This is a genomic window from Capnocytophaga haemolytica (genome assembly GCF_001553545.1).
Lineage (GTDB): Bacteria > Bacteroidota > Bacteroidia > Flavobacteriales > Flavobacteriaceae > Capnocytophaga > Capnocytophaga haemolytica.
Window position 1 is genome coordinate 966,302 of the sequence record NZ_CP014227.1, and the last position, 17,036, is coordinate 983,337.

At 45.3% G+C, this 17,036-nt stretch carries 16 protein-coding genes and 2 pseudogenes; 8 read left to right on the top strand and 10 right to left on the bottom strand.

The features are described from left to right. Nucleotides 1–188 precede the first annotated feature (188 nt). Nucleotides 189–1,570, bottom strand: a pseudogene (locus AXF12_RS04330) (sigma-54-dependent transcriptional regulator). An 842-nt stretch (nt 1,571–2,412) separates the two neighbouring features. Between AXF12_RS04330 and AXF12_RS04335 the strand changes: the two are divergent. The 8 genes and pseudogenes from AXF12_RS04335 to accC all read left to right on the top strand — a co-directional run bounded on the left by AXF12_RS04335 (nt 2,413) and on the right by accC (nt 10,010). Next, entirely contained in the window at nt 2,413–3,546 is a 1,134-nt protein-coding gene (locus tag AXF12_RS04335) for a beta-ketoacyl synthase N-terminal-like domain-containing protein (RefSeq protein ID WP_066428630.1), read from the top strand. Nucleotides 3,547–3,721: 175 nt separating this feature from the next. Next, nucleotides 3,722–4,603: a hypothetical protein gene (locus AXF12_RS04340; RefSeq protein ID WP_066428631.1), complete on the top strand. Its 882-nt coding sequence runs from the start codon at nt 3,722–3,724 to the stop codon at nt 4,601–4,603. After that, nucleotides 4,588–5,123, top strand: a pseudogene (locus AXF12_RS04345) (3-oxoacyl-ACP synthase). Before AXF12_RS04340 ends, AXF12_RS04345 begins: the two are co-directional and overlap by 16 nt. 239 nt (nt 5,124–5,362) lie before the next feature. Continuing rightward, a complete protein-coding gene (locus tag AXF12_RS04350; RefSeq protein WP_066428632.1) occupies nt 5,363–5,620 on the top strand; it encodes a phosphopantetheine-binding protein in 258 nt (85 codons plus the stop codon). Between the two features lie 2 nt (nt 5,621–5,622). Beyond that, the gene (locus AXF12_RS04355; RefSeq protein WP_066428635.1) at nt 5,623–6,822 is read left to right on the top strand and encodes a beta-ketoacyl-[acyl-carrier-protein] synthase family protein; all 1,200 of its coding nucleotides are present in this window, start codon (nt 5,623–5,625) and stop codon (nt 6,820–6,822) included. Nucleotides 6,823–7,004: 182 nt separating this feature from the next. Then, entirely contained in the window at nt 7,005–8,003 is a 999-nt protein-coding gene (locus tag AXF12_RS04360) for a beta-ketoacyl-ACP synthase III (protein WP_066428640.1), read from the top strand. A 69-nt stretch (nt 8,004–8,072) separates the two neighbouring features. Next, complete coding sequence (accB, locus tag AXF12_RS04365; RefSeq protein WP_066428644.1) at nt 8,073–8,576, top strand: acetyl-CoA carboxylase biotin carboxyl carrier protein; 504 nt, start codon at nt 8,073–8,075, stop codon at nt 8,574–8,576. 75 nt (nt 8,577–8,651) lie between these two features. After that, nucleotides 8,652–10,010, top strand: coding sequence for an acetyl-CoA carboxylase biotin carboxylase subunit (accC, locus tag AXF12_RS04370; RefSeq protein ID WP_066428645.1), 1,359 nt, complete (start codon nt 8,652–8,654; stop codon nt 10,008–10,010). Between the two features lie 117 nt (nt 10,011–10,127). On the opposite strand, the gene AXF12_RS04375 is transcribed toward accC, so the two are convergent. The 9 genes from AXF12_RS04375 to AXF12_RS04420 form a co-directional block, all read right to left on the bottom strand. Then, entirely contained in the window at nt 10,128–10,580 is a 453-nt protein-coding gene (locus tag AXF12_RS04375) for a hemerythrin domain-containing protein (RefSeq protein WP_066428647.1), read from the bottom strand. 28 nt (nt 10,581–10,608) lie between these two features. Continuing rightward, nucleotides 10,609–11,313 (bottom strand): lipoyl(octanoyl) transferase LipB, encoded by a 705-nt coding sequence (gene lipB / locus AXF12_RS04380; RefSeq protein ID WP_066428648.1) that lies wholly within the window; start codon nt 11,311–11,313, stop codon nt 10,609–10,611. Continuing rightward, complete coding sequence (ypfJ, locus tag AXF12_RS04385; protein WP_066428650.1) at nt 11,313–12,170, bottom strand: KPN_02809 family neutral zinc metallopeptidase; 858 nt, start codon at nt 12,168–12,170, stop codon at nt 11,313–11,315. The genes lipB and ypfJ overlap by 1 nt, the downstream gene beginning before the upstream one ends. A gap of 126 nt (nt 12,171–12,296) precedes the next feature. Then, nucleotides 12,297–14,027 (bottom strand): MutS-related protein, encoded by a 1,731-nt coding sequence (locus AXF12_RS04390; RefSeq protein WP_066431770.1) that lies wholly within the window; start codon nt 14,025–14,027, stop codon nt 12,297–12,299. Then, on the bottom strand, nt 14,027–15,319 hold the full coding sequence (gene rodA / locus AXF12_RS04395; protein ID WP_066428651.1) for a rod shape-determining protein RodA: 1,293 nt from the start codon (nt 15,317–15,319) through the stop codon (nt 14,027–14,029). The genes AXF12_RS04390 and rodA overlap by 1 nt, the downstream gene beginning before the upstream one ends. A 10-nt stretch (nt 15,320–15,329) precedes the next feature. After that, nucleotides 15,330–15,569 carry a hypothetical protein gene (locus tag AXF12_RS04400; protein WP_066428652.1) on the bottom strand — a complete coding sequence of 80 codons (240 nt, stop codon included), beginning with the start codon at nt 15,567–15,569 and terminating at the stop codon, nt 15,330–15,332. 135 nt (nt 15,570–15,704) lie between these two features. After that, nucleotides 15,705–16,031, bottom strand: a complete 327-nt coding sequence (locus AXF12_RS04405; RefSeq protein WP_066428653.1) for a YtxH domain-containing protein — start codon at nt 16,029–16,031, stop codon at nt 15,705–15,707. A 323-nt stretch (nt 16,032–16,354) separates the two neighbouring features. Then, complete coding sequence (locus tag AXF12_RS04415) at nt 16,355–16,573, bottom strand: hypothetical protein (protein ID WP_066428656.1); 219 nt, start codon at nt 16,571–16,573, stop codon at nt 16,355–16,357. A 17-nt stretch (nt 16,574–16,590) separates the two neighbouring features. After that, a complete protein-coding gene (locus tag AXF12_RS04420) occupies nt 16,591–16,965 on the bottom strand; it encodes a phage holin family protein (protein ID WP_066428657.1) in 375 nt (124 codons plus the stop codon). Nucleotides 16,966–17,036: the final 71 nt, after the last annotated feature.

Genomic DNA, 17,036 nt, shown 5'->3' on the forward strand with positions numbered 1-17,036 from the left:
GCCTTTCCCGCTTTGCTTGCAAATATTTTTACAAAAAGTTATGAACATATTCAAGTTTTCTCTAACCCCGAAGTTATCAACAGGCTTTTGAAGATAGCCTTCAACAAAAAAAAGGCTACCCACACGGATAGCCCTATCTCTTATACTCAGCTCTACTCTCTGACCCCTGCTCTCTGTTCCCTAACGGATCAACTATTCATCGGGTCAATATTATAAGCCTTCAGTTTGTTATAGAGTGTTTTACGCGTGAAGCCCAACAGCTTCGCCGCCTCAGTCTTATTGTTCTGAGTCTCGTGCAACGCATTGATGATAAGCTCCTTTTCGTTCTCTTTAGTTGAGAAAGTAAAGCGCTCAGTAGGAAAGTGTCGTGTTTCGCTGATCACAGGTTCAGGAAGTTCATTCTCAGTGATATAGTCACCTTGGGTAAGCAGTGCCGCACGCTTGATCGTATTCGAGAGCTCGCGCAGATTCCCCCCCAAGTGTAAAGCAACATCTTCTGTACCGCCTTCTCAGTAAAGCCCTGTACATCCTTATGCAACTTCTCATTAGCCTTCTCAAGGAAGTACGACGCAAAGATCATCAAGTCATCCTTGCGCTCTACTAGCGATGGCACCTTGATAGAGAACTCATTTAAGCGGTGATACAAGTCCTCACGGAACTGCCCTTTCTCCACCGCCGCCAGCAAGTCCTCATTCGTAGCCGCCAGCACACGGATATCCACCTCTATCTCCTTCGAGCTACCTATAGGTTTGATACGGCGCTCCTGCAAAGCACGCAGCAGCTGTATCTGATTGTCATAGCTCAGGTTACCCACCTCATCAAGGAAAATAGTCCCCCCATTAGCCTCCTCAAAATGACCCTTCTTGTCAGTGATAGCCCCTGTAAACGATCCCTTTACGTGTCCGAAGAACTCACTCGACGCAATCTCCTTAGGGATCGCACCACAATCCACCGCAATAAAAGGCTTACCGCGGCGCTCACTCTTCAAGTGGATCGACTTAGCCACCACTTCCTTACCCGTACCACTCTCCCCAGTGATCAGCACCGACATATCCGTCGGAGCCACCAAGTTGATAATCTCAGTCAGCTTCTTCGAGGCAGGGCTAATCCCCTCAATGAAAGGCGTATCCGCATTGATACTCGGTGCCTTCACAGCCTTGCTCGTGTCAGCAGGCTTCCCTCCAGTAGGCAGCTGCATCTGGCTCTTAGTCGAACTTTCAGCATTCTTAATCACATTCAGCACATCCTCCTGCTGGAAAGGCTTCGAGATATAATCAAAAGCACCGAGCTTCATAGCCTCAACAGCCGTCGAAACCTCAGCATAGCTGGTCATCACCACCACAGGGATCAGCGGCAAAGCCTCCTTAACCTCCTTTAAGAAGTCAATACCATCGCCGTCAGGCAAACGCAAATCAGTGAAAACCATCTTCAAGTTAGAGGTAAGGTTCTTCTGAGCCTCCTCCAAAGTGTAGCATACCACTACTTTATAGCCGTTACGTTCTAAAAAACGACTTAGCATCTTTGAAAACACCACGTCGTCTTCAACTAATAGAATTGGATCTGTCGTCATTATCTAATCTGTTAAAAATAGTAAAATGTTGGTTATTAGCAATATAACTAATTTCGAGTTAGCGTAATAACACAACGCAGGTGCAAAGGTACAAAATATTTACATACAAACTAATAAAAAACATAAAAAAAGACTTTCTTTTTCAGAAAGCCTTTCTTCAATTGCATATTAATACTATTTACTGGTGTGTTTTGAAGTCTTATAACATTAGTTAGGTTCCCTTGTGGGGAACCTGTACTAACGTAATTTGTTTTAAATAGTTTAATAAATGATTTTTGAGTAATTAATTTCTAATTAACTTAGCAATGTTTCTAATTAAATGCGTTGTTTCCCAACAATGCTCAATGAAATTTAGTTCTAACCTTTTGTTTAATGATTCTTATCTAACAATGTTTCTTTTAAGCAATTTTTTCAGTAATCTAATCTAATCGTTTTTTGTTTTAAAAAAATCATTCATTATTATGCACATAGTTGCAAGTTACAAACTTACGATTACCTATATAGAAAATATCGTGCCAAACTTATCAACAACTGTTTATAACTTTGTTAAGTCGTTTATTACCAATAAAATAAAATATTAACAACCTGTTGATAAGTATGCCGTAAGCTGTGTACAACCTGTGTAAATACACATTTTAGGTGTAAAAAATATACGAAATCATTACACAGTTGTCTCGCTAAATACACCCCTTTTGCCCCCTATGCACACTTATCAAGTACACCTGTTAATAACTTTGTTGATAAGCCGAGCATACCTGTTCATAAAGTGAAATTTCCTACTCAAGTATATGCACATTGAGAAAAAAGTCGTACCTTTGCCCAATGAGATTACAAAACACCCAATGGCATACATACACACCTATAATATAGTAACCCCATTAGGGCACAACCTGCAGCACACCCTCGCCGAACTCCTACGAGGAAAATCAGCTATTGCACCCCACCAAGGCTATGGGCAGCTCGAGCCCATCCCCCTTTCAGTAGTGCCCACACAGCCCCTACAACAGCATTACCACGCGCACTATCAGCAGCCAGCCACTAAGCTCGAGCAAATGCTCCTACTCTGTGCCTCCCCCCTGATCGAAGCCATAACGGTTACCAAACGGACAGCCCTTGTACTCTCCACCACCAAAGGCAATATCACCGACCTTTCCAACCCTCACACGCAGCCCTTACCCTTCCTCAGCGATCTGGCACACACCCTCGCCCATAGGCTCGGCATCACCACCCAGCCCATAGTCCTCTCCAACGCCTGCGTCTCAGGGGCAATGGCACTCTCAGTAGCCGATAGGCTGCTCGAAGGAGGCATCTACGACAGCGCTTTAGTACTCGCAGGCGACGTGGTTTCTGAGTTCGTCCTCTCAGGCTTTGCCTCCTTCCAAGCACTCAGTGCCCAGCCCTGCAAACCTTACGACGCCCATCGCGACGGCATCACCTTGGGCGAGGCCGCAGCAGCAGTCTACCTCACCCGTAATCCCCAAGGCGCCTCAGCAAAAATACTCGGTAGCAGTTCTATTAACGATGCCAACCACATCTCAGGCCCCTCACGCACAGGCGAGGGACTCTACCAAAGCGTGCAGAACGCTATGCGTCAGGCAAACATCACCCACGAGGCACTGGCGCTGATCAACGCCCACGGCACGGGCACCCTCTACAACGACGAGATGGAAAGCATCGCCTTTGCACGCGCAGGGCTCACCCACGTGCCCCTCAACAGCTATAAAGGCTATTTCGGGCATACTCTCGGCGCCTCGGGTTTGCTGGAGACAGTGCTTACCGCAGCCCTCCTACGTCAAGGTCTCCTCCTGAAAAGTATCGGCTTCGAAACCCTCGGCGTCAGCGAGCCTATCAACGTGCTCACCACCACCCAAAAAACCAACCGACGCCATTTCCTAAAAACAGCCTCAGGCTTCGGTGGCAGTAATACCGCTTTGGTTTTAGAAGTCAGTAGTCAGAGATCAGAGAGTAAAGAGTAGATAGTAAAGGATAAAGAAAAGAATAAATAGTAAAAAGTATAGCGCTAGCGTCCTCCCCCTTTGAAGGGTTGTAACGCAAGCTGGCACAGCATCAGTAAGTAAAATACCAAAGGCTCAGGTCTTATCAGTGTCTGATCTCTGATCCCCGCCCCCTGACCCCTAAATATATTAAGTTATGAATAATTCAACAAAAAAAGCACTCATCACACTGGTGAGTTTCGTAGTTTACGTACTGCTTTCTAAGCTGTACTATGTGCAGTTCTGGGAAGTACTTTCCGCCAATATAGGCGATAGCCACCTCTCCTCGTTTCTGGTAAGCCTACTGTTGGCATTGCCGATCGCAGTAGGAGCTTTGCTATTGGACAAAGCAGCCGATTTCCCTCGCAACATAGGCTTGCAAGGTAATATAAGGCAAGGCTTACGTGTAGGCTGGGTGGCGCTGTTCACCTTTATGCTGCTGATAATTATCCTCTCACTAGCAAGCCGCTATGTGCTTATGATCTTTTTGGACTTTTTGAACATATTTACAAGCCCATCACTGCTGTTTTTCACCCTCTTGACACTCCTCCTTGATGCGATTATCGACCAAGGGTTTATCTTCAGAAACCTCTTTCAACACACCCGATTGGGCGTACTGCCCATAGTGCTTATCATCGCTTTGGTGCCAGCAGTGATAGGATTTATCTTCTTCCTATCTCACCCCTCCTATTCAGGTACAACCCTCTGGCATACAGCAGCCTTTGTAGGCTATATATTTACCGATACCCTACTAATCGTCCTCCTTAACACCTTCTGGATCGCGTGGCTGTATGTGGAGTGGAAGATGAATATTTGGGTAGTCATCTTTGTGCAAATGGTGGTAAACCTGCTCTATATGTGTTTTCACAACCTTTATATCAATGCACTCATTATTGCCTCAGTGGTTATCTATACCGTTATTTACAAACGCAAACACAAGCTGCCCTTTGAGGTCAATAAAGATAATCTTTGGGTGAAAAAGCACAAAGAAGAGGACGATAACAATACTCAAGAAGTGATCAGATGGAACAATGTATAATAGAAAAAGGGGCAATCACCTACAAAGGTGAAAAGCTATTCTCAGCGGAAGGCGGGGCGTCATTTGCCGATTTTGCTAAGCAGGCGTTACATTTCTTGCAGGTAGATTACCCGAAATTCTTTAAGATGGACAATCTCAGCAAGCTCGCTTTTTTAGCTGCCGAAGTGCTCCTGCAAGCACTCCCCCAGAGGAAAAGAAAGGTGTAGCACTGCTCTTCGCCAACCGCTCTGCCAGCTTAGACACCGACCTTAGGCACCAGCGCAGCATTGCCGACCCAAACAATTACTACCCCAGTCCCGCCGTATTCGTATACACCCTGCCCAACATCTGCTTAGGTGAGGTGAGTATTCGCCACGGGCTGCACACCGAGAACGCCTTTTTTGTATTCGATGCCTACCCCGAGGATTTTTTTACCCAGTACAGCAGCCTCCTACTGCAAAGAGGGCTGGCTGAGCGCGTACTCTGTGCTTGGGTTGATTTCTTAGAAGGCGACTATAAGGCAGTAGCGACATTAATTTAATGAATTTGCTTTTTATTTCCGAAAAAAGTCGTACCTTTGCCGCCTGAAATTTATATCTCGAACATTGCATTAGAAATCTGTTCCTTGGTTATAAAGTAATTCTTTAATAAATTATAACCTACTTTGGAGAATCCCCCTTTGAAGGGGGAGCCTAAAAGGCGGGGGTTGTAACTGAAAAATGAACTACTTCTATCGCTATGTTTTAATCTGTAATTTGGGATTTTTAACAGAAAAATATAATGGATTCACTTATTTTAGAACTGAAAAACAAAATTATCGAAGTGCTTAACTTAGAGGATGTAAAGCCCGAGGATATCAATGAAGATGAGCCCCTATTCGGCACTGGCTTAGCACTCGATTCTATCGACGCCTTAGAGCTTATTGTGCTCTTGGACAAAAACTACGGTATCCGCTTGGACGACCCTAAGAAAGGCAAGGAAATCTTCCAGTCTGTCCGCACAATGGCCGACTATATCAAGGCTCACAGAACCAAATAACAATGCCAGCAAAGGTAGTGATCACAGGGATGGGAATAATCTCTTCGATAGGTGAAACTGTCGAAGAGAATTTCGATGCCCTTATCCATCGCCATAGCAGCATCAGCACCCTTGAAAACTTCGAAAGCCTGCATAAAGACACAATAAAAGTAGGCGAGATAAAGCACACTGATCGAGCACTCATTCAGCGCTTAGGCTTGCCTGAGGTCAATAGCCACTCACGCACGTCACTACTGGGGATCATCGCCGCCGATGAGGCACTCAAAAGTGCTGGTATCGACCCTAAAAAGACCCCTGAGGTAGGCTTGATAATGGCTTCGAGCGTCGGCGGGATGGATATGACCGAGCGCTATTTTTACCAGTATACCGATAATGTGCCCCTGAGGCGCTATATCGCAACACACAACATAGGCGAGGTAACCCACCAAATTGCCGATTACTTTGCGCTCAGACAGGTAGTTACCAGCCTAAGCACGGCGTGCTCCTCATCAGCCAATGCCATAATGACGGCAGCTCATCTCTTGCTTACGGGTAGGGCTGAGGTACTCTTAGCAGGTGGGGCAGATGCCCTCTCGAAGTTCACTATCAATGGCTTTCACTCACTGATGATCCTCTCCGATACCGACTGCACTCCCTTTGATGAGCACCGCAAAGGGCTCAACTTGGGTGAGGCAGCTGCTTTTCTGGTGATGGAAACTGAGGAGAGCGCTCGCAAAAATGGCAGAACCATCCTCGCCGAGCTTTCAGGCTGGGGCAATGCCAACGATGCTTATCACCAAACCGCCTCTTCAAGCGATGGACAAGGAGCTTATCTCTCTATGCAGAAAGCCCTGCAAGCCTCTTCTTTACAGCCCTCACAGATCGACTATGTCAATGCCCACGGCACCGCAACCATCAACAACGATCTTTCGGAAAGTCACGCCTTGGAGCGCATTTTTGGTGTGGCGACAATGCCTCCTTTTAGCTCTACAAAAGCCTATACAGGACATACTTTGGCAGTGGCCTCAGCAGTGGAAGCTATTTACAGTATCTTAGCCCTGCGAGAAGGGTTAATATGGCCTAACTTGAACTTCACCACTCCGATGAGTGAAGTAAACATACGCCCTGAATTACAATTGAAAGAAAAAATACTCCACCACGTTCTCTCCAACTCCTTTGGCTTCGGTGGAAACTGCTCAACCTTAGTCTTTTCAGCCTTTTAAAACTCTTTGATAAGAGGTTGCTTATCATCGCATTTACCATAAAAAATCACCTGTCACATAAAAAAACGTTCTTTTTTTTGGTGTGGAAAAAATAATTGTGTACTTTTGCAAAATATTTGTGTATGGTACCTCTTTAGGAGCACTACACACACTAAAAAGTGTTTAATAGAAAGGAATTTACGATGAATAAAATCACCGCAGCCATCACGGCTATTGGCAGTTACGTGCCTGAGGATAAGCTCACTAACGCTATGTTAGAGCAGATGGTAGACACCAATGACGAGTGGATTTACACCCGCACAGGCATCAAAGAACGCCGCATACTGAAAGACCCTAACAAAGGCTCCTCCTTCTTGGCTATACAAGCCGCCAATGAGGTGCTGCGCAAGCGCGGCATCGATGCTAAGGAAATCGACTTACTCATATTAGCCACTGCCACCCCCGATATGCCTGTGGCACTCACAGGTCCGTATGTGGCAAGTGAAATAGGGGCTACCAATGCCTACGCTTTCGACTTGCAAGCGGCGTGTTGCAGCTTCCTCTTCGGCATTTCGATGGCAGCAAAGTACATCGAGTCAGGGCGGTATAAGAAAGTGCTCTTGGTAGGGGCAGATAAGATGTCGTCCATCATCGACTACACCGATAGGGCTACGTGCATCATCTTTGGAGACGGTGCAGGGGCAGCACTCTTTGAGCCTAACTACGAAGGCTTAGGCGTGCAAGATGAGATCCTAAAAAGCGATGGTGTAGGGCGCAATTACTTGTATATTAAAGCAGGAGGCTCGCTTTGCCCTACTACGGTAGAGACCGCTAAGAACAAAGAGCACTTTGTTTTCCAAGACGGCAAAAGCGTGTTCAAATATGCCGTAACGGGTATGGCAGATGTGGCTGAGGAACTGCTTAAACGCAATGGCTTGGACAAGGATAGCTTGCAATGGCTCACCCCACACCAAGCCAATAAGCGCATCATCGACGCTACAGCCGAGCGCATTGGGCTTGCCCCTGAAAAAGTGATGATGAACATCGAGAAATACGGCAACACCACTTCGGGCACACTCATCTTGGCTATGAGCGACTATGAGCACCTGATGAAAAAAGGCGATAATGTGATATTTACTGCCTTTGGCGGAGGCTTCACCTGGGGGGCTATCTATGTGAAGTGGGCTTATGACGGGAAATAAGTAATGAGCAGAGAGTAGAGCGTAAAGAGTAATAAAATAAAAGGATAAAAGAATAAAACACATATACGTATGGATTTAAGAGACATTCAGAATTTGATTAGATTTGTTGCCAAGTCGGGTGCCAGTGAGGTGAAGCTCGAGATGGAGGACGTGAAGATCACCATCAAAACCAATCCCGAAGAAGGCGGCAAAGAGCAGGTGTTTATCCAGCAGGTGCCTGCGGGGCAACCTTACCAAATGCCCGTAGCACCAGCCCCTGCGATTGCGCCTACACCCGCTGCAGAGGTACAGCCTGCTGAAACCAAAGCAACGCCTGCTGAGGACGACAGCAAGTATGTAGTGGTAAAATCGCCAATGATCGGCACCTTCTACCGCCGCCCTGGTCCTGATAAGCCACTATTAGTGGAAGTAGGGAGCAGCATCACCAAAGGCAGCGTGATCTGCATTATTGAGGCAATGAAATTGTTTAACGAAATAGAATCGGAAGTTACAGGTAAAGTGGTGAAAATCTTGGTGGATGATGCCTCTCCAGTAGAGTACGACCAGCCACTCTTCTTAGTAGATCCATCATAGTAGAGATCAGGAGTCAGAGGTCAGAAAGCAGAGATTAGAGGGCTATTATGTGCTGATTACTAAAACTAAAATATTATGTTTAAAAAGATATTGATTGCGAATCGCGGTGAGATTGCGCTCAGGGTGATTCGTACGTGTAGAGAGATGGGTATCAAGTCGGTAGCGGTGTACTCCACTGCCGATGCCGATAGCCTCCACGTGCGCTTTGCCGACGAAGCGGTATGTATCGGTCCACCAGCGAGTAAGGATTCTTATTTAAAGATACCAAATATTATTGCAGCTGCTGAAATTACCAATGCAGATGCCATACACCCAGGCTACGGATTTCTCTCTGAGAATGCTAAATTCTCAAAGATATGCGCCGAGCACGGTATTAAGTTCATCGGGGCATCACCTGAGATGATCGACCGTATGGGCGATAAAGCCTCAGCCAAGGCGACAATGAAAGCCGCTGGAGTGCCTACTGTACCCGGCTCAGACGGGCTCATCGAGTCGCTCGACCACGCCAAAAGGGTGGCTAATGAAATCGGCTATCCTGTGATGCTGAAAGCTACGGCTGGGGGCGGTGGTAAGGGAATGCGCGCCGTATGGAAAGAAGAAGATCTGCAAAAGGCCTTAGAAGATGCGCAACAAGAGGCAGGGGCTGCCTTTGCCAACGATGCGATGTATATGGAAAAGCTCATCGAAGAGCCACGCCATATTGAAATACAGATCGTTGGCGACCAATATGGCAAAGCGTGCCACCTCTCTGAGCGCGACTGCTCTATACAGCGCCGCCACCAAAAGCTCACTGAGGAAACACCTTCGCCCTTTATGACTGACGACCTGCGCAAACGTATGGGCGAGGCTGCCGTAAAAGCGGCTGAATACATCAAGTACGAGGGGGCTGGTACGGTAGAGTTCTTGGTGGATAAGCACCGCAACTTCTACTTTATGGAGATGAACACCCGTATACAGGTGGAGCACCCTATCACCGAGCAGGTGATTGACTACGACCTCGTACGCGAGCAGATACTCGTAGCCGCAGGCGTGCCTATCTCAGGGAAGAACTATACACCTAAGCTCCACGCAATTGAGTGCCGTATCAATGCGGAAGACCCTTATAACGACTTCCGCCCTTCACCAGGGAAGATCACCACGCTGCACGCCCCAGGAGGGCACGGCGTACGCTTGGATACGCACGTATATAGCGGCTATGTGATTCCGCCGAACTATGACTCGATGATTGCGAAGCTCATCACCACGGCTCAGACGCGTGAGGAGGCAATTGCCAAGATGAAGCGCGCCTTAGATGAATTCGTCGTAGAGGGTGTGAAGACTACAATTCCTTTCCACCAGCAGTTGATGGAAAACCCAGACTACTTGGCAGGCAACTACACCACCAAGTTTATGGAGGACTTCAAGATGAAGCCAATGGAAGAATACCCCATATAGGAAGATGTTTTCATATTATAGAGAAAAGGCGGCTACCCACACAAGGGTAGCCGCCTTTTTATTGCATTTTTGACGATAAACAAACGAAGCCCAAACGGATCGCCATCGGATAAAGGCTTATAACCAAAAAGGGTCGTTGTAGTCGTCGCGTTCGGTGTGATGTGATGCGCCTAAGTTTCTGCCTATTTCCTCCAAAGTAGCATCACTGAGATGGGCTTCCATATAAGGAAAGAGTTCACGCTCCTCATAGCGGATATGCCTTTTGAGCAGCTCTGCAAAGAGTGCTAACACCTCAGTATCGTGCTGATTGATAATCACTCCTACCATCTCGCGCATCTGCTGATGCTCAGCTAAAGCCTGCCTTGTCAGCTCATTGTCAATGTAAGGAAATAAGTACCGTTCCTCTTCCTCAAAATGTTTACATTGGTTGTTCTCCCAATAGAATTTAACGAAAGTAGCAATGCGTTCAGGGCTTATACCGTCTTTAAGCCCCTTATTGATTTTCCACGCACAGAGTAGCCCAAAGTGGTGATCTTTTGAGAGCAGCACGATATTCTCATTTCTCTTCATAAGGATTTAATATTTATAAGGTAAGTGATTATTTGTAAGTGAGTTCGGCACCAAATAGAATAGCGAAATGTCTCAGGATGTGTTGCTTTACTTCTGCTATATCTACCTGTGCTTGTCCCAGTTCCACATTGAGAGAGGTAACAGCCTTCCCCCTAATGCCACAAGGGATAATATTATCAAAGTAGCCGAGATCAGTATTGACATTTAGTGCAAAACCGTGCATCGTAACCCAGCGCGAAGAGCGCACCCCCATAGCACAGATCTTACGGGCAAAGGGTGTGCCCACATCGATCCAAACACCCGTCTCACCTGCACTGCGTTCTCCCTTGATACCGTATTCAGCAAGTGTACGGATAATAGTTTCTTCTAAGTAGCGGAGGTACTTATGGATATCAGTAAAGAAGTTATCCAGATCTAAGATAGGATACCCCACAATCTGTCCTGGTCCGTGATAGGTGATATCGCCTCCGCGGTTAATCTTGTAGAATTTAGCACCCTTTTGTGCTAAAACTTCCTCACTGACCAGCAAATTGTGGATATCGCCACTCTTCCCGAGGGTATACACGTGTGGGTGCTCTACAAAAAGAAAGTAATTCGGCGTAGGAAAGTCCGTATTCTCGGTGCGATTACGTCTCTTTATCTCAATAATGCTGTCAAAGAGCTGCTCTTGGTAATCCCAAGTATCTTTGTAATCGCGATTACCTAAATCTTCTATGGTGATTTGCTTATTCATTATATTCCGTCGAAAGTATTACCTTGTTTCATATCGCCTGTGTTGTAGCCTTTCATAAACCACTTTTTGCGTTGTTCTGAGGTGCCGTGGGTAAATGAATCAGGCACTACGTGTCCTTGTATACGTTTTTGGATAGCGTCGTCGCCAACAGCTTGGGCAGCACTGAGCGCTTCGTCGATATCGTCAGCATCTAAGAATTTCTTGTCGTGATGGGCAAATACCCCAGCGTAGAAGTCAGCTTGCAATTCCAGTGCTACTGATAGCTTATTTGCCTCTGTTTTGCTAAGGCGTTGTTGGGCATTGTGCACTTTGGTAGAAGTGCCAAGAAGGTTCTGTACGTGGTGCCCTACTTCGTGCGCCATTACGTAGGCAATGGCAAAATCGCCGCCTTTAGCCCCAAAGCGCGTTTTGAGCTCTTCAAAGAAATCCATATCCATATAGAGCTTTTCGTCAGCAGGGCAATAGAATGGCCCCACTGCAGCCGATGCTTGTCCGCAGCCTGTATTAACGCTCTGACTGAAAAGCACGAGCTTAGGTTTGCGATACGTACCATAGCCGTTCTCAGCAAAGAGTTGCGTCCACACATCTTCGGTGTCGGCGAGCACCGTAGCAGTGAATTGACCTATTTTCTTTTGTTCAGCGGTAAGCTCTACTTGCTCAACAGCTTGCTGACTTCCGCCCTGATTGAATTGATTGACTACGTTGGCAACGTTCTGTCCTGTTTCTCCACCGAAAACCTGTAGAAGCAGCACGATTACTCCGATGACACCTCCACCAGCGATCACTTTACCGCCAGTGCTACGAAGCCCACGACGGTCTTCTACATTGCTACTTTGTCGTCTACCTTCCCATTTCATAATTGACTATTTTTACTATTAATTGTTATTCAGGGGGCAAAGATACAAATTAATGATAAATGTTCTAATAATTGACGATTTATTTTTTAGAAGTCAGGCAAGTACAAGCTAATTGTTAAAAGCTTATCAACTGATGATGCCGAGCTTCTTCATTAGGAAAGAGGCGTTCTTCTGCTGGCAAATACCCTCGCGCAAGCGATAGTCAAAATAGAGTTCATCGCCGTTTATTTGCACCTCAAAGCACTTGTTTTGTAGCTTCTGAGGGTAGTGTTGCGCTAAGGAGCATACTTCTAAATCGTGGGTAGCAATCACCCCTACGGCACCGAGGGCTACCATACGCTCAATGATCTTCATAGTGCCGAGCTGCTTATCCTCGGAGTTGGTGCCGCGCAGTAGCTCATCTAAAAGCACAAAGCAAGGCTCTTGCTCAAGGGTGCGAATGATGCCTTGCAGTCGGTCAATTTCAGCGAAGAAGTACGATTTGCCGTCCGTAAGTGAGTCGGACATTCGCATAGAAACCAATATCTTCATAGGGTGTACGCTGGCTTCTCGTGCACAAACGGGCATACCCATCGAGGTAAGTAGCATATTTACCCCCAAAGCGCGCAAAAAAGTGCTCTTACCCGACATATTAGAGCCCGTCAGGATTACAAAAGTGTCTTTACCGAAGTGAATATCGTTGGTGATACGCTCTTTTTCAGGGATAAGAGGGTGCCCCATAGCCGTAAAGCTGATTTCAGGCGTATCCTGAAGCGTAGGATAGGCGAAGTTGGGGTTGTTATAGACAAAATTGGCAAAGCTACAAAGCACCTCCGTAGAAGCCACTCCGCTCAGCCACTGTGCGATGTCCTTCGCATAAGCCTTTTTCCACTGCAAGAGCTGTTGGTAGCGGTGCAGATGATAAAAGGTGAGGGTATTGAACGGTACAGATACGAGGATGTTGCTCATATTGTCGAGGTCGTCTAAAAGGCGTGCCAATTGGGCTATTTTGGCACTTATCCCGTGTTCTTTCTTGTTGTAACGATGCTCAATCATCTCAATGCTTCTCTTAAACGAGTGTAAAGTGTCGTAAGCACGCTCAAAACTAAGTTTTTCTTTCAGTATTTTACCTATAAATGACAAAAATACGAGTAAATTAATCCCCAAAAGCCATTTGCCTACTTGTTTTAGCAGTTCATTGCCGATGGAGTAGCCAATAATGAGTGAAATCACTGCGATAACGGGAGCTGCTTTTATATAAACGGAAGTAAATTTACTGAGAGGCTTGCTTTCTTTTTCTACCCACGCATCGAGTCGCTCATAAAAATCCTCAGAGTCGTTAATCTTGGAGGTCAGTGCGAGGAAATTCTGTCGAAAGTCGAGGTCGGGGGTGAGGGCTTGTATTTGCTGTTGGGTAGCGATAATGGAGGTTTCGTCAGGGTTTAAAAAACGCTCTGCGAGCAACTTACGCCCCAGATAAGTGTGTGTGCGATTGATGTAGTGATAGAGTGAGTGCTCGCCAAAAACATCTAGGTCGTAGCTGTAAGGGTGGTTTTCAGGGGCAAAAGCAGCCCCATTGTCAGCAAAGTATTTTCCTTGCTGCAAAAAGGCTATCTCCTGCTCATTGAGCTTTATTTTGGCTTGGGCAAGGCTACGTGCAAAGGCGACTTCCTTGTGCTTTGAGAGTAGGTATAGAAAGGCTATCACCCCAATAAGCACAGCAATCACCCCCACAAGGCTGAATGCTTTTATCAGAAAATAAATGAGCGTTGCCAAGCTCAGGAATAGTCCCAAGCGCAGGTAGCTCAGGGTGTTATATCTTCGTGTAAGCCTTTGGTATAGGGCGGTTGCCTCAGCGAGTTTTTGGGTGTAAATCATCATCGAATCCAGTTGCTACCTCGGCTAGCGTCTAACCGTAGGAAAATAAAGAGTAAAATAGTGAATGACCACAAGCCCGATCCTCCGTAGCTGAAGAAAGGTAGAGGAATCCCAATAGTAGGAATAAGGCTGATCACCATACCGATATTAATCACAAAGTGCACAAACAAAATGGAGACCACACTGTAACCATATACACGGTTGAACTTCGATTTTTGCCGCTCGGCAAGGATAATAAGCCTAAAAAGCAGCATTGAGAAGACCACCACCACTGCCGTAGTGCCCACGAAACCCCACTCCTCGCCGATGGTAGTGAAAATATAGTCGGTGTGCTGCTCAGGGATAAAACTCCCCTTAGTGCGCGTACCTTGTAGAAATCCTTTGCCAAAGAAGCCTCCAGAGGTGATCGCCGACTCTGCCATATTGGTATTGTAGGCAAAATCACGTTTCATAGCTGCTATCTTAGCAGGGTCGTTCTCCAAGCGCAGCCATAGGTTGAGCCTATTGCGATGGTGCTGTTTGAGTACCCCCTCATAGGCAGGCTTGGTAATCATTGCACTAGCAAGGCAGAGAAGTGATAGGATAAATATATTCTGATATGGAATATGGTGTTTCTTCCTTTTATACCAAATAGCATAAATAGTAATACACAGCGCTGCCCCTAAGATGGTAATGGTAGCACCGAATTTTAGAGTGCTGACAAAAGTGACCCCCGCTAAGAATATGTAAAATAAAAAGGCAGAGGGCATTCCTTCCCTAAAAAGTACAAAAACTAGTGAGAAAAAAACAATCAAACTCCCTACATCAGGCTGAAGCAAGATGAGCACTGCAGGGATACATATAATCAGGATTGCCTTCATCAGGTCTCTACTACTGCGCTCAATATGAGTATGAATATCACTCACGTAGCGCGAGAAGAATAGCGCCGTAGCTACTTTGGCAAATTCGCTGGGCTGTACCGTGATACTGCCAATAGCATACCAAGCTTTAGCACCATTGGTCTCCTTCCCAAAGACGAACAATCCCAAGAGCAAGAGTATTGAAATACCGTAGAAGATAATAGCTGTATTCGGGAAAAATCGCGAATCAATAGCTAAGATAAAAGTGATCAGTACAAAGCTCAACTCAATGAACATCAGCTGTTTGCCGTAGAACTGGTTTAGGTCGAACACTGAGGTAAAGTTGGTGTCGTTATAGGTTGTAGAGAAGATAGCAATCCACCCCATTATTACTAATAGCAGGTAGAGGATTACTGAGAACCAATCGAGATTTTTAAGAACACTATGCCTCATAGTTTCTCAATTAGTGTTTTTTGCGAAACAAAAAGTACAAAGCACATTCCACAGCCCATTGGAGCCATCTTTTTTCGGTAGATACGAATGAAAACCACGTGCCAGCCAGTAGGTTTTTCAGTGTAAACTGCTCTTTAATACCCACCACGTGATTCTTTAAGGTGAGTGTATCTATTTCCTTTTGAAGTTTAAGTATTTTCAGGTCGGTATCGATCTGCTCAAAGGAAGTGTATATTTTATTCTTGATCATTTCTTACTAACTATTGGGTTGGAGCCGCAAAGATAGTAATTTTATGAAAACTGAGCAAATGTTTTTACTTTTAAAGAAAAAAAAGACTGCTCAAAAAGGTATTAACCCTTGAGCAGCCTTAGTCTTGTCTGTGATTTACTTCTGTAGCTTAGCATTGGCTTGTTTGAGTGCTGCTAATTTTTTTTCTAAGAAAGTGATCACATCTTCAGCTTTATAGCTTGACTTTGAGAGGAGGTTATCAACCTTATCTTCCAATGAACCCTTCAATTCCGATGATTTCTCTTTTACGGTATGTGTGAGTCTATCAATTTGGTCTTTGAGCTTTTCTGCTGATTGTCCTAACCCGTCTTTGATCTTTTTGCGGGTTTTCTTTCCTTCATCAGGAGCAAATAAGATACCTACTCCTACGCCTACTGCCACACCTGCGGCTAAGGCTAATAATACATTTCCTGTTTTTGCCATAATTTACTATTATTAAAGTCACAAGAGGGTGAGATGCCGCTCTTATGAGTGTTATTCTTATAATTGATAAGTACTTTTAAATGCTACAATGTTGATAGTGTCTTCAGTGACTGTATAATAAATCCAAAAGCATTTTAACACTAATATCTGCCTATACGATGGGTCTTCAATAACCATCTTGCCTACAAAGGGATTGTTCATCAGAATCGTTTCTATAGCATTGACTTCCTTAATAATTTTAAGAGGGTAACTTTCAGATTGATTATGTTCCTTCCAAAAAATTAATTGATTGTGGTATGCTATTTTAGCAGAGAATGTCCAATTTATCTTTTGCATATTAATAATGCTTCTCGATATACTTCATCGCTGTCAAAAACCTTTCCTTCGGCAATTTCTCTTGCTCCTATTTGGATCGCTTCCCAATGATCTTCAGGGATGGACACATAGTCATCTTCGTACACGTGCAAGCCACCATAAGCGTTGAGTAAGGCCTTTAAACGCGCTGCTTCTGTATCAGATACTTTTACTGTTAATGTTCTCATATACTAAGTTTTAATATTTATAGATTTGTCTCACTCTCTTCTTCGTCTTTGAAATAGATCTCAGAGAGTTTTGCCAGAAGAGGGCGCTCAATCCAGCGTTTGCGGAAGAGCATCACAATCCCTACGACCAAGATGTAGAAGGCCCCCACGATGAGAAAGCCTAAGGCATCGCTAGAGAGGATACTACCGATGGCATAAGCTGCCGCATACGAGAAGAGAAAGAGCACCAATAGCGCCGTAAGCCCTAATAGAAATATCATTATCAACCCATTGGCTGACTTGGCGATAAACCTAAATAGAAAGAGCTTGTAATAAGCGAGGTTAGTGTGGAGCGTTTCTTCTGCTTGTGCGGGAAGCTCTGTGATGGTTTCTTTAATGTTTTGTACGGACATATTTTTTCTGTTAGAAATTCTTTTCACTCGGCAAAGATACAAATTAATAATCAATAAACAATGATTAACGA